The organism is Sphingomonas sp. (genome assembly GCF_036269755.1).
Classification (GTDB): Bacteria; Pseudomonadota; Alphaproteobacteria; order Sphingomonadales; family Sphingomonadaceae; genus Sphingomonas.
This window is the reverse complement of the sequence record NZ_DATBDV010000002.1, coordinates 286,360-299,007: the sequence shown is the minus strand read 5'-3', so window position 1 is coordinate 299,007 and position 12,648 is coordinate 286,360. Positions and strand designations below refer to the sequence as shown.

Sequence of the window (12,648 nt, the reverse complement as noted above, 5' to 3'; positions counted from 1 at the left end):
GCCGCGGCTAGGCCGCGTCGTCGGACGCGGCCTAGCCGCGGCGGCCGGGCTTGCGCTGGTCGGGCCGGCTGACGCCGCCCGGCGCTGCGCCCTAAAACGGCAGCCATTTCCCCTTGTGGCGGAACTTCACGTACCCGGCGTTGATGCCCGCGCGCCAGCCGACGCCGAGCCGCACCGGGATGATCACGACGTCGCCGCGGCGCAGATAGGTGGCAGAGAACCCGCCGATGAAGAACAGCCGGCCCTCGCCGCCCGGGAACAGTTTGTACGCGTCCTCAGTGTCGTACAGGTTGTAGACGAGCATGAAGACCTTGCTCGCATCGCCGCCCACGTCGAACCCCACCGACGGGCCGCGCCAATAGATTTTCTGCTCGCCCGCAACCTTGTGGAACAGCGTTCCCGAGCCGTAGCGCGCGCCGACGATGAACGCGCCCGACCCCTCGCGGCCGACGATATAGGCGTTGGGACGGCCTTGCTTGGCGAGGATCTTCTCGATGATCTCGGCCAAGCCCTTGGCGCCGCGCCCGAACACGCCCTCGGCCGCGCCGAGCACGTCGCCCTTGTCATAGGTGGGCCCGCGGGTCGGCGGCACGTCGGGCGCGGGCGCCGTCGCGACCTGATCGTCCGGCGCGCGCGGCGGGGCATCTTGCGGCGCGCGGCCTTCGTCGGCGGCAAGCGGGGCGGGCGCGGATGGCGCTGGCTGGGGTCGCGGGCGCTTGAGGTCGCCGTCGATCGCCGCGTTGGGGTCGATCGTCGTCACTTGCGCCGTCACCGGCACGGCCAGCGCCGCCAGCGCCAGCGCGATCGTGGTCATCAAACGGCGCATGGTCGCGCTCCCCCCAACTCGGTTACTGTTCCGGAGTAGAGGCCAGTCGGGCTTGCCCGGCAATGAACGGCACGACGATGCGAGTCGATTTCGCGCCCAAGCGAGTCGGAAACCGCCGGTTGATCGCCCCCGCCCCCCTCGCTATAGGCCGCGCTTCGCCGCTTTCGTGGAGACGTGGGTGAGTGGCTGAAACCAACGCTTTGCTAAAGCGTCGTACGGGAAACCGTACCGAGGGTTCGAATCCCTCCGTCTCCGCCACAGCGCCGCGCCATCACGATTTAACCGAGTTAAATCGGAGAGGCGCCAGCGCGGCCGGTGTCGCAAGGCGACATCCGACGACGCGGAATTTACTTCTGCGGCGCGCCCTCACGCCAACAGCGCCCGCATCTCGGCCGGGCTCAACTCGCGCTGCAATTGCTCGGTCGTGCATTGGTCGGGCCGTTTGTCGGGTCGCCACCGCACCAGCGTGGTGCCATGGCGAAAGCGGCCGTCGGTGACCTGGTCGTAGCCGACCTCAACCACCAGTTCGGTGCGCAGCGGAAACCAGGGTTTCTCCTCGCCGTTGTTCCACCGGCAGGGCCCGCCCGGCGCTCGGCCGGTGAAGCCGGGCGGCCCGACGACCGGGCGCAATCTGCCGAGCAGCCGCTTGCGCTCGCCAGCGGGCATCCCCGAGGTGAACCCGACATGGTCGATCTCGCCGTGATCGTTGAACAGGCCGAGCAATAGCGACGCCACGCCGGTGCCGTCGGTCGTTTCGCGGAACCCCGCGACGATGCAGTCGGCGGTGCGGCGTTGCTTGACCTTGGCCATCGCGCGCTCGCCTGTGCGATAGGACTGGTCGAGCGGTTTCGCGATCACGCCGTCGAGCGCACCGCCGGCTTCCGCGAGCCACGCGCGCGCCTGCACCACGTCGGCGCTGGCGGGCGACAGGCGGATCGCAGCCGTGGCGTTCCTGGCGTGGAACGCTTCGAGCTCGGCGCGACGGTCGGTGAGGGGGCGGTGGCCGAACGCATCGGCGCTGCGATGGAGCAGATCGAACAGCACGATCTGCGCCGGCGTTTCATGCGACAGGCGCTCGACTCGCGATGCCGCGGGATGCAGCCGCGCCTGGAGCGCGCCGAACGACAGCCGGCTGCCGACCGGCACGACAATCTCGCCGTCGAGCACGAAGCGTTTCTCGCCGAGTCCGAGAAAAGCGGTGCGCAATTCCGGGAAATAGCGGTCGAGCGGCTTGCCCGATTTCGACCAGAGCACCAGCTCGTCGTCGCGCCGCACCACAATTGCGCGGAAACCGTCCCATTTGGGTTCGTATTGCCAGCCGGGCTCGTCGGGTAGCGCCGACACCAATCGCGCTTCCATCGGCGCGATCGGCGCGGTCAGCGCGGCTTGCAGCGGGTCGGTCGATCGGGCCATGCCTGGACTAACGAAGGCGCGCGCGGAGGCGTTCCGATACTGTCAGGTTCATGTTGACCCGATATAGTGGCGGCATGAAGCGGCTTAGATTTTGCGCGTGCATTGGGGCGTGGCTCGCTTTGCTCATTGCTCTCCCGGCGGCGGCGCAGGTCGAGACGACCGCGCCACACATCCAGACCCCGTCCGAAGCGCTGTCACAGGATGCCACCGAATACGCCAAGCTGTTCGGCGTGCCGCAGGACGAGGCCGAGCGGCGGCTACGCGCGCTGGCAGAAAGCGTCTCGGCTACCGACCGGATCGGCGACACCTATCGCGATCGGCTCGCGGGCATTTCGATCGAGCATCGCCCGAGCTTGCGCATCCTCGTCTACCTGACCGGCGATACGCCCGTGCCGACCGAGAACCTCACCGTCGGCGGCATGACGCTGCCGATCATATTCAAGACCGGCGCCAAGGCGACGCGCGACCGCGTGATCTGGGCGATGACGTATCACCAGGCGGCGATCCGCGCGGCGTTGCCGAGCCCGCCCGCCATGGGCCTTGATCCGCGCACTGGCGAACTGGTGGTGATCGTCCCCACCGCGACCGCCGCAGCCGCGGGCCGCGAAGCGCTCCGCGCCAGGCTGGAAGCCATTGCCGGCGTGCCGGTGCGGCTGCGCGTGCTCGATCAGGTCGACGTCAATCTATCGCCCGCGGGCGGATCGCGGATCGAGGGCGTCGATCCCGCCGACGGCAAGCGCTACCTTTGCACGACCGGCTTCACCGTCACCGACGGCACGCGCTACGGAATCGCGACCGCGGCGCATTGCCTCGACCAGATGGACTATATCGACCCGCAGCGCATCGCGACGCCGCTGTCGTTCGTCGGGCAATGGGGCTGGGGGTATCAGGACGTCCAGATCAATGTCGCGAGCGAGCCGCTGCCCGGATTGTTCTACGCCGACACCGCGAAGACGATCGAGCGCCCGGTGACCGGGCAGCGCACCCGCGACGAGACGCGGGCGGGCGACTTCGTCTGCCATCGTGGCGAGCGCACCGGCTATAGCTGCTCGACGGTCGACTTGACCGACTTCGCGCCCGCCGGAGATCTGTGCGGCGGCGCGTGCCTACCCACTTGGGTGACGGTGGCTGGGCCGACCTGCAAGGGCGGCGACAGCGGATCGCCGGTCTTCATCGGCACGACCGCGATGGGGATATTGAAGGGCGCGACCTATCACGGGGCTGCGTGCATGTTCTATTTCTACATGTCGGTCGATTATCTACCCAAGGGCTGGTCGCTGGTGATGGGTGGCGCGACCCCTGTTGCACCGCCGCCGATTGATGCAAGGGGGGCGCCATGACGGCGATCGGCATTCTCGGCAGCGAAGGGCGAATGGGTCGCGCGATCGCGACGATCGCGGGCGACCTCGGCGCGAGCATCGCGGGCGGAGTCGATGCCGGGGGCGATCCGCTGGCGTTGGCGAAGCGGTCCAACGTGCTGGTCGACTTCACCGCCCCCTCGGCACTCGAAGCGAACCTGACGGCGGCGACCGAGGCGGGGACGCCGATCCTGGTCGGCACCACCGGGCTCGGCGCGCAGCACCAGGCGCTGATCGACAACGCCGCGGCGCGGATCGCGGTATTGCAGACCAACACGACCTCGCTCGGCGTCACTTTGCTCGCTCGGCTCGTCGCCGACGCCGCCGAGCGATTGGGCAGCGACTGGGACATCGAGATCATCGAGGTGCACCATCGCCACAAGGTCGACGCGCCGTCGGGCACCGCATTGCTGCTCGGGGAAGCGGCAGCGCAAGGGCGCGGCGCGCGGCTCAACGATTTGAAGGTGGTCGACCGGGCGGGGCTGGTCGGCGCGCGCGCGGAGGGGACGATCGGCTTCGCCTCGATCCGCGGCGGGTCGATCGCGGGCGACCATCAAGTGATCTTCGCCGGGCCGGGCGAGCGGATCGAGCTCACCCACCGTGCCGAAAGCCGCGAAATCTTCGCGCGCGGCGCGGTGCGCGCGGCTTTGTGGCTCACGGGGCAGCCCGCCGGGCGCTACACGATGCCGGAGGTGCTGGGGTTGTGAAGCAACCGAACGTGGTCGAGTTCTTCCACCGCCTCGCCGCCGACAATCCGCACCCCGAAACCGAGCTCGAATACGGCAACGCCTACCAGTTGCTCGTCGCGGTCACGCTGTCCGCGCAGATGACCGACGTCGGGGTGAACAAGGCGACTCGCCCGCTGTTCGCCGACGTGAAGACGCCGCAACAGATGCTGGCGCTTGGCCACGACCGGCTGCGGGCTGCGATCCAGAGCATCAATTTCAACAATACCAAGGCGAGGAACGTGATCGCGCTGTCCGAGGCGCTGGTTCGCGACCATGCCGGCGAGGTCCCCGACAACCGCGCCGCGCTCGAGGCATTGCCGGGGGTCGGCCGCAAGACCGCCAACGTCGTGCTCAATTCCGCCTTCGGCCACGAGACCTTCGCGGTCGACACGCACATCTTTCGCGTGTGCAATCGCACCGGGCTTGCGCGCGGCAAGACCCCGCTCGACGTCGAACTGAAGCTCGACAAGGTCGTGCCCCAGCCGTTTCGCCTCCACGCGCATCACTGGCTGATCCTGCACGGCCGCTATACGTGCAAGGCGCGCACCCCCGAATGCTGGCGATGCGTCGTCGTCGATCTTTGCGCGTTCAAGCCCAAGACACCGCCGCCGAAGAACTGGACGCCCCCGGGAGAATGACCATGCGTACCCTGATCCTCACGATCGCTGCCATCGCCATTGCCGCGCCGGTCGCCGCTCGCGACCAGGCCGCGCCCGCCGCCATCCCCGCAGGGCCGCCCGTCGATTGCATCCAGCTCAACCAGATCCGCGAGACTCACGTCCGCAGCGACCAGGTGATCGACTTCGAAATGTCGGGCAAGCGCGTGTATCGCAACACGCTCGATGGCGCGTGCCCGAGCTTGGGGTTGGAGGAGCGGTTCAGCTATTCGGCCTCGACCGGGCAATTATGCTCGACCGACCTCATCACCGTGCTGCAATCGACTGGCGGCCGCGGCGCGACGTGCGGGCTCGGCAAGTTTCAGCCGGTGACGCTGGCGAAATAGCGCGCCCAAGAGAATCGCTGGCGCCCGCGCGGAGGCTTTGCTAGGCGCGTCGCCCAGGCACCCGTAGCTCAGCTGGATAGAGCGCTGCCCTCCGAAGGCAGAGGCCACAGGTTCGAATCCTGTCGGGTGCGCCATCGCGCCGTTTGCGAGTGAGCGCGTGCCGCGTGCCGCGCTCCACGCGAACAAGCGCGGCCGGCGGGCAATACCCGTCCGACGACGCGGCCTCGCCGCGGCGCCTCCAACTAAGTCGCTGGATAGATTGGCGAAATACCACAGACCGCGCGGCCGGTGTCATCCTGGCCAAATCGACGCGCCCCCCGCGAAGGCCGCGTACGGGTGCCCTTCGAGATGGCGTCGCAGACCGCGGGCGAGATCGTGTTTGCCAACCCGGCGCACGATACCCGCAGCGGATCCGGTACTGGAAGGACGGGTCGGTGCTCGGCGCGGAGATCGCGATGGCCGACGGCAGCTAGCCGGTGCGCTGGAGCTGTCGCCGAGTGCAGTAGCCGGTCAGCCGGCCTGTTCGGCCAATACCGTCAAGCCCGTCGCCGAGACTTCCGCAAACCCGCCCTGGATCGGGAGCAATTCTGGCTCGCCCCTGTCGGTCCGGTAGATCGCGAGGTCGCCGTCGCGAATCGTCGACATGACTGGGGCATGCCCTTCGAGCACGCCGAAATCGCCCTCGGTGCCGGGCACGACGACCATATGGACTTCCTCCGAGAGGAGAAGCTTTTCGGGGGTGACGAGTTCGAAGTGCAGCATTTGGGTTCTCACTCCCCTCCCGCTTGCGGGAGGGGCTGGGGGTGGGCTCGCGCTATCCCCGAGCGCTACGGTCGGTGGTGAGCGGGTTGCCCACCCCCGACCCCTCCCGCAAGCGGGAGGGGAGAAAGTACGTTACGCCTCAGCCGCCATCTTTTCCGCCTTGGCAATGGCTTCGTCGATGCCGCCGACCATGTAGAAGGCGGCTTCGGGCAAGTGGTCGTATTCGCCGTCGACCACCGCCTTGAACGATTTCACCGTATCCTCGACCGCGACGAACTTGCCGGGGATGTTGGTGAACACCTCGGCGACGTGGAACGGCTGGCTGAGGAAGCGCTGGATCTTGCGAGCGCGGCTGACGGTCAGCTTATCCTCTTCGCTGAGCTCGTCCATGCCGAGGATCGCAATGATGTCCTGCAGCGACTTGTACTTCTGGAGGATCGACTGGACCGCGCGCGCCGTGTCGTAATGCTCCTGGCCGACGATGCGCGGCTCCAGCACGCGGCTGGTCGAATCGAGCGGATCGACCGCCGGATAGATGCCGAGTTCCGAAATCGCACGGTTGAGCACGGTGGTCGCGTCCAAGTGGGCGAACGACGTCGCCGGCGCCGGGTCGGTCAAGTCGTCCGCGGGGACGTACACCGCCTGCACCGACGTGATCGAGCCCTTGTTCGTCGAGGTGATGCGCTCCTGCAGCGCGCCCATGTCGGTCGACAAAGTCGGCTGATAGCCCACCGCCGATGGAATGCGGCCGAGCAGTGCCGACACTTCGGCGCCGGCTTGCGTGAAGCGGAAGATGTTGTCGACGAAGAACAAAACGTCCTGGCCTTCGACGTCGCGGAAATATTCGGCGATCGTCAGCCCCGACAGCGCGACACGCGCGCGCGCGCCTGGAGGCTCGTTCATCTGGCCGTAGACCAATGCGACCTTCGATCCTTCGCTGATCGCGTTGCCGTCGGCGTCCTTGGCGATGACGCCCGCGTCGAGGAATTCGTGATAGAGGTCGTTGCCCTCACGCGTGCGCTCGCCGACGCCGGCGAACACGCTGGTGCCGCCATGGCCCTTGGCGATGTTGTTGATCAGTTCCTGGATCAGCACGGTCTTGCCGACGCCGGCGCCGCCGAACAGGCCAATCTTGCCGCCCTTGGCGTACGGCGCGAGCAAGTCGATGACCTTGATCCCGGTGACGAGGATCGAGCTTTCGGTCGACTGGTCGACGAACAGCGGCGCTGCGGCATGGATCGGCGCGGTTTCGGTCGCGCCGACGGGGCCGCGCTCGTCGATCGGCTCGCCGATGACGTTGAGGATCCGGCCGAGCGTCTTGGGGCCCACGGGAACGCGAATCTGCGAGCCGGTGTCGGTGACGTTCTGGCCGCGAGTCAGGCCTTCGGTCGAATCCATCGCGATCGTGCGGACGGTGTTCTCGCCGAGATGCTGCGCGACTTCGAGCACCAGGCGGTTGCCGTTATTGTCGGTCTCGAGCGCCGAGAGGATCGCCGGGAGGTTGTCCGGAAAGCTCACGTCGACCACTGCGCCGATCACCTGGCTGATGACGCCGACATTGTTGGTGGTCGCCTTGGCCGTCGCGGTCGGCGCGTCGCTGGTCGGCTTGGTCGCGCGCGGTTTGCGGGCGGGCTTGTCGGCGGTGGGGGCTGCGGTGGCCATCTTTTCTTCCTTGGTTCGAACGATTTAGAGCGCTTCGGCGCCCGAGATGATTTCCACCAATTCGGTGGTGATCGCGGCCTGGCGGCTGCGGTTGTACTGGATCGTCAGACGGTTGATCAGGTCGCCGGCGTTGCGCGTGGCGTTGTCCATCGCGGTCATCTTCGATCCCTGCTCCGACGCGGCATTTTCGCGCATCGCGCGGAACAGCTGGACCGCGACGTTGCGCGGCAGCAGCTCGGTGAGGATTTCTTCCTCATCGGGCTCGTAATCGGCGGGAGAGAGCGTCACGTTCGACGCGGCCGGAATCGCGACCGGGATCAGTTGCTGCTCGGTCGGCTCCTGAGTCAGCACCGACTTGAAATTCGAGAAGAACAGGTGCGCGACGTCGAACTCGCCCGCTTCGTAGCGCGCGATCAGGTCATCGGCATAGCCGCGCGCGTCGGCGAAGACGAGCTTGTCGAGCGCGCCCGGCTCGATCGAGTGGATGAAGTCCTTGGGGTACAGGCGGTTGAGCACCGCGCGGCCCTTCTTGCCGATCGTGTAGAATTTCACCGTCTTGCCATCGGCAATCAATTCCGCCGCGCGACGCCGCGCGAGCCGCGCAATGTTGGTGTTGAACGCGCCGGCCAGCCCCTTGTCGCTGGTCGCGACGACGAACAGATGAACCTGGTCGCGGCCGGTGCCCGCGAGCAGCTTGGGCGTTTGCGGCCCGACCGTAATCTGCGACGCCAGGCTGGCGACGACTGCTTCGATCCGCTGCGCGTACGGACGACCGGCCTCGGCCGCTTCCTGCGCACGGCGCAGCTTCGCGGCGGCGACCATCTTCATCGCCTTGGTGATCTTCTGCGTCGACTTGACCGAGCCGATGCGAATCTTGAGGGCCTTCAGGCTCGCCATTTTCTATCCGTTCAGGCGAAAGTCTTGGCGAACGCGTCGAGCGCTGCCTTGAGCTGATCGCGGACGTCGTCCTTGAGGTCCTTCGAATCGCGGATCGCCTTGAGCACGTCCTTGTGGTTGGCGCGAAGCTCGGCGAGCATCGCCGCTTCGTACCGCACCACCGCCTCGACCGGCACCGTGTCGAGATAGCCTTGCGTGCCGGCGAAGATCGAAGCCGTCTGCTCCTCGAACGGCAGCGGGCTGAACTGCGGCTGCTTGAGCAGCTCGGTCAGGCGCGCGCCGCGGTTGAGCAGCTTCTGCGTCGAAGCGTCGAGGTCCGAACCGAACTGCGCGAACGCCGCCATCTCGCGATACTGGGCGAGCTCGAGCTTGATCGAGCCCGACACCTTCTTCATCGCCTTGGTCTGCGCGGCCGAGCCGACGCGCGACACCGACAGACCGACGTTGATCGCCGGGCGGATGCCCGCGAAGAACAGGTCGGTTTCGAGGAAGATCTGGCCGTCGGTGATCGAGATCACGTTGGTCGGGATGTACGCCGACACGTCGCCCGCCTGAGTCTCGATGATCGGCAGCGCGGTCAGCGATCCGCCGCCCATCGCGTCCGACATCTTGGCGGCACGCTCGAGCAGGCGCGAGTGGAGGTAGAACACGTCGCCGGGATAGGCTTCGCGGCCCGGAGGGCGGCGCAGCAGCAGCGACATCTGGCGGTACGCCACCGCCTGCTTCGACAGATCGTCGAACACGATCAGCGCGTGCATTCCGTTGTCGCGGAAATATTCGCCCATCGCGGTGCCGGTGTACGGCGCCAGGAACTGCAGCGGGGCCGGTTCCGACGCGGTCGCGGCGACCACGATCGAATAGTCCATCGCGCCGTTCTCGGTCAGCGTCTTGACCAGCTGAGCCACCGTCGAGCGCTTCTGGCCGATCGCGACATAGACGCAATACAGCTTCTTCGACTCGTCGTCGCCGGCGTTGACGCCCTTCTGGTTAATGAAGGCGTCGATCGCGACCGCCGACTTGCCGGTCTGGCGATCGCCGATGATTAGCTCGCGCTGGCCGCGGCCGACCGGGACGAGCGCGTCGATCGCCTTGAGCCCCGACTGCATCGGCTCGAACACCGACTGGCGCGGGATGATACCCGGCGCCTTGACTTCGACTCGGCTGCGCTTCTCGGCGACGATGGGCCCCTTGCCGTCGATCGGGTTGCCGAGGCCATCGACGACGCGGCCGAGCAGACCCTTGCCGACGGGGACGTCGACGATCGTGCCGGTGCGCTTGACGGTGTCGCCTTCCTTGATCTCGGCGTCCGAGCCGAAGATCACGACGCCGACGTTATCGGCCTCGAGGTTGAGCGCCATGCCCTGCACGCCGTTCGAGAACTCGACCATTTCGCCCGCCTGAACGTTGTCGAGCCCGTGGATGCGCGCGATGCCGTCGCCGACCGACAGCACCTGGCCGGTTTCCGAGACCTCGGCCTCGGTGCCGAAATTGGCGATCTGGTCCTTGATGACCTTGGAGATTTCTGCGGCGCGGATGTCCATGTGTAGAGCCTTCAGCCTTTCATGCCGACGGCCATTTCGCCGTCAGCCGTTTTCATTTTGTGCGCGAGGGAGTTCAAACGAGTGCGGATCGACGAATCGATCATCTGCGAGCCGATGCGGACGACGAGCCCGCCCAGCAAATCCTTGTCGACGTTGAGCTCGACCGCGACGTCGCGGCCGATCCGCTGGCGGAGTTGTTGCTTCAACTCGCCGACCTGCGCGTCCGACAGCGGATGCGCCGAGGTGACTTCGGCAGTGGTCTCGCCGCGATGCAGCGACGCGAGCCCGCGGAACGCGCGGATGATCGCGGGCAGCTGGTTCAAACGCCGGTTGTGCGCGAGCACGCCCAGGAACGACGTGGTGGTCGCATCGAGCTGCAGTACTCCCGCGACGGCCGCGATGCCCTTTGCCGCATCGACTCGGCCGAGCAGCGGACTGGTGGTCAGCGCCTTGAACTCGGGCGAATCGGTCAGCGCCTGGCGTACCGTCGCCAAGCTCGCCTCGACGCCGTCGATCGCCTTTGCGTCGCGCGCGAGCTCGAACAACGCAGTCGCGTAGCGCCCGCCTAAACTCGCTTGAATACCGCCGGATGACTCCACGCGATGAAGGTCCTCTTGAAAAGGTAATGTTGCCCCACACGAAAAGAGGGCAGCCCTGAGCCGCCCTCGGATGGGTTGGCGGCGGTTAGCAAAGGGGGGCGGGGGATGCAACCCGCTTGACCCGGCGCAGCGGGCGGTATCCGTCGCGGGGGTGACGTGGGGCTCCTGCGATGAGGCGGGACTCGCCAGGAAGGATGCCGGTTGTCGCCGACGAGGTGGCGGCAATAAGCTTGCCTCCTCGCGCGGCGCTGGCATAAACGGTGCCATGACCGGTTCCACCCTCCTCAACCTTCGCCGCTGGCACCGTTATATCGGCGTGTTCCTGGCCCCGGCGGTGTTGTTCTACACGTTCAGCGGGTTCATCCAGGTGCTCGGCTGGCAGGACCAGCGCAATCCAGCGCCGCCGGCCTGGGTGTCGTGGATCGCGGGAATCCACAAGAAGCAGGTGGCGCCCAAGCCGCGCCCGGCCGCGCCCGCCAAACCCGCCAGCGCGCCTGCGCGTCCGCCCGGCGGCCCCGATGGCGACGACCATGATCATGAAGCGTTCGTCCCGCTCAAGATATTCGCGCTGCTCACCGCGCTCGGCCTGTTCGTCACGACCATGATCGGGTTGGCGGTAGCGCTCGGCACGCGTTCGACGCGGCGCACCGCGACGATCGTGCTGGTGGCGGGGATCGTCGTGCCCGCGATCCTGATGGTGCTCTGACGCTGGACCGCCAGCCGCATTTGGCCGGCGAGCTGATCGCGCTGCGCCCGGCGGCGCCAGACGATTTCGACGCGCTGTTCGCGGTCGCGAGCGATCCGCTGATCTGGGAGGTCCATCCCGCGCACGACCGCTGGCAGGAGCCGGTGTTCCGCAAATTCTTCGCCGACGGGCTCGCCTCGGGCGGGATGCTGGTGGCGACCGACCGCGCGACGGGCGAGGTGATCGGCAGCTCGCGCTACGATCTCGAGCGTGCCGAGCCGGGCGAGGTCGAGATCGGCTGGAGCTTCCTCGCGCGGCGATATTGGGGCGGGCGCTATAACGGCGAGATGAAGGCGCTGATGCTCGATCATGCCTTTCAGAGCGTCGATCGAGTCATCCTGCTGGTCGGCGACACCAACATCCGTTCGCGGAAAGCGGTCGAGAAGATCGGTGGTCGGCTGACCTCGCGACTTCATCACGCGCACATGGCGGGTAGGCCGGCGACGCACGTCGTCTATGCGATCGATCGGCCGAGGCCGACTGGCTGATCACTTCTTCTTGGGGAAGTCGAGCGTCTTGCAGCCCGGTTCGGTGGTCGGGCGGAAACTCCACAGCGCGAGCTGACGGATCGGCTGGTGCCACGATTCGAACACCGTCACGCCGGGATTCAGCGAGCAGACGCTGGTTCGTTCGGGTCCCTTGGGCGTGACCATCGCAGCGGCGTAATCGAGCGTCTCGGTGCGGCGGCTAAGTACCTCCATGATCAGGTTGCCGGCCTCATAGGCATGCACCACGATTCGGATTTCGCCATCGCCCGGCTTCGGCGCGTCACCGCCGGTGCCCGCCCGGACCAGTTGCGGCATCAGATCGCCGTCGCGGTCGATGAGCTTGATCACGATCCAGTCGCCGGGGAGCAGCAACAGATTGTCCCGCGTCACCCACGGGAGGGTGGCGTTGACCGGGAGTTCGACTTGCTTGCCATCGGGATTCTGTACACGAACCGAATCGACCTTACGGCAAGCGCTGGGTGTCGCGCACGGATCGGTCGGAGGTGCCGCCTGGAGCAAAAAGGCGAGCGCGAGCGAGACTGGTCCGAGCATTGCGCCTTCCCCCGTTGTCGTGAGAAAAAGGTGTGATATTCGACGTGGCGGGTCAACAGGCTTTGGCCGCAAGA

14 protein-coding genes and 2 tRNA genes are annotated in these 12,648 nt (G+C 66.9%); 8 read left to right on the top strand and 8 right to left on the bottom strand.

Annotation, left to right across the window (positions count from 1 at the left end; all coding sequences use genetic code 11):
* Nucleotides 1-91: 91 nt before the first annotated feature.
* A complete protein-coding gene (locus tag VH326_RS02300; protein ID WP_329630168.1) occupies nucleotides 92-826 on the bottom strand; it encodes a DUF1134 domain-containing protein in 735 nt (244 codons plus the stop codon).
* Between the two features lie 168 nt (nucleotides 827-994).
* On the opposite strand from VH326_RS02300, the gene VH326_RS02295 reads away from it, so the two are divergent.
* Nucleotides 995-1,084, top strand: a tRNA-Ser gene (locus VH326_RS02295).
* Between the two features lie 108 nt (nucleotides 1,085-1,192).
* On the opposite strand, the gene VH326_RS02290 is transcribed toward VH326_RS02295, so the two are convergent.
* On the bottom strand, nucleotides 1,193-2,239 hold the full coding sequence (locus VH326_RS02290) for an ATP-dependent DNA ligase (RefSeq protein WP_329630167.1): 1,047 nt from the start codon (nucleotides 2,237-2,239) through the stop codon (nucleotides 1,193-1,195).
* A gap of 119 nt (nucleotides 2,240-2,358) precedes the next feature.
* Between VH326_RS02290 and VH326_RS02285 the strand changes: the two genes are divergently transcribed.
* From VH326_RS02285 to VH326_RS02265, 5 genes are all read left to right on the top strand, one after another.
* Nucleotides 2,359-3,579, top strand: coding sequence for a hypothetical protein (locus tag VH326_RS02285; RefSeq protein WP_329630166.1), 1,221 nt, complete (start codon nucleotides 2,359-2,361; stop codon nucleotides 3,577-3,579).
* Nucleotides 3,576-4,304 carry a 4-hydroxy-tetrahydrodipicolinate reductase gene (gene dapB, locus VH326_RS02280; RefSeq protein WP_329630165.1) on the top strand — a complete coding sequence of 243 codons (729 nt, stop codon included), beginning with the start codon at nucleotides 3,576-3,578 and terminating at the stop codon, nucleotides 4,302-4,304. Before VH326_RS02285 ends, dapB begins: the two co-directional genes overlap by 4 nt.
* Nucleotides 4,301-4,963 carry an endonuclease III gene (nth, locus tag VH326_RS02275; protein WP_329630164.1) on the top strand — a complete coding sequence of 221 codons (663 nt, stop codon included), beginning with the start codon at nucleotides 4,301-4,303 and terminating at the stop codon, nucleotides 4,961-4,963. The genes dapB and nth overlap by 4 nt, the downstream gene beginning before the upstream one ends.
* 2 nt (nucleotides 4,964-4,965) lie before the next feature.
* Complete coding sequence (locus VH326_RS02270) at nucleotides 4,966-5,328, top strand: hypothetical protein (protein WP_329630163.1); 363 nt, start codon at nucleotides 4,966-4,968, stop codon at nucleotides 5,326-5,328.
* A 57-nt stretch (nucleotides 5,329-5,385) separates the two neighbouring features.
* A tRNA-Arg gene (locus tag VH326_RS02265) sits at nucleotides 5,386-5,462 on the top strand.
* Nucleotides 5,463-5,838: 376 nt separating this feature from the next.
* Here the strand turns inward: VH326_RS02265 and VH326_RS02260 are convergent.
* The 5 genes from VH326_RS02260 to VH326_RS02240 all read right to left on the bottom strand — a co-directional run bounded on the left by VH326_RS02260 (nucleotide 5,839) and on the right by VH326_RS02240 (nucleotide 10,789).
* Nucleotides 5,839-6,090: an ATP synthase F1 subunit epsilon gene (locus tag VH326_RS02260; protein WP_329630162.1), complete on the bottom strand. Its 252-nt coding sequence runs from the start codon at nucleotides 6,088-6,090 to the stop codon at nucleotides 5,839-5,841.
* Between the two features lie 132 nt (nucleotides 6,091-6,222).
* A complete protein-coding gene (gene atpD / locus VH326_RS02255) occupies nucleotides 6,223-7,752 on the bottom strand; it encodes a F0F1 ATP synthase subunit beta (protein WP_329630161.1) in 1,530 nt (509 codons plus the stop codon).
* Between the two features lie 24 nt (nucleotides 7,753-7,776).
* Nucleotides 7,777-8,649: a F0F1 ATP synthase subunit gamma gene (locus VH326_RS02250; RefSeq protein WP_329630160.1), complete on the bottom strand. Its 873-nt coding sequence runs from the start codon at nucleotides 8,647-8,649 to the stop codon at nucleotides 7,777-7,779.
* Nucleotides 8,650-8,660: 11 nt separating this feature from the next.
* The gene (gene atpA, locus VH326_RS02245; protein WP_329630159.1) at nucleotides 8,661-10,190 is read right to left on the bottom strand and encodes a F0F1 ATP synthase subunit alpha; all 1,530 of its coding nucleotides are present in this window, start codon (nucleotides 10,188-10,190) and stop codon (nucleotides 8,661-8,663) included.
* Nucleotides 10,191-10,201: 11 nt separating this feature from the next.
* Complete coding sequence (locus VH326_RS02240) at nucleotides 10,202-10,789, bottom strand: F0F1 ATP synthase subunit delta (protein WP_329630158.1); 588 nt, start codon at nucleotides 10,787-10,789, stop codon at nucleotides 10,202-10,204.
* A gap of 265 nt (nucleotides 10,790-11,054) precedes the next feature.
* On the opposite strand from VH326_RS02240, the gene VH326_RS02235 reads away from it, so the two are divergent.
* Nucleotides 11,055-11,495 (top strand): hypothetical protein, encoded by a 441-nt coding sequence (locus VH326_RS02235; RefSeq protein WP_329630157.1) that lies wholly within the window; start codon nucleotides 11,055-11,057, stop codon nucleotides 11,493-11,495.
* Between the two features lie 20 nt (nucleotides 11,496-11,515).
* Nucleotides 11,516-12,022, top strand: a complete 507-nt coding sequence (locus tag VH326_RS02230; protein ID WP_414714237.1) for a GNAT family N-acetyltransferase — start codon at nucleotides 11,516-11,518, stop codon at nucleotides 12,020-12,022.
* On the opposite strand, the gene VH326_RS02225 is transcribed toward VH326_RS02230, so the two are convergent.
* Nucleotides 12,023-12,574: a hypothetical protein gene (locus VH326_RS02225; RefSeq protein WP_329630156.1), complete on the bottom strand. Its 552-nt coding sequence runs from the start codon at nucleotides 12,572-12,574 to the stop codon at nucleotides 12,023-12,025.
* Nucleotides 12,575-12,648 lie beyond the last annotated feature (74 nt).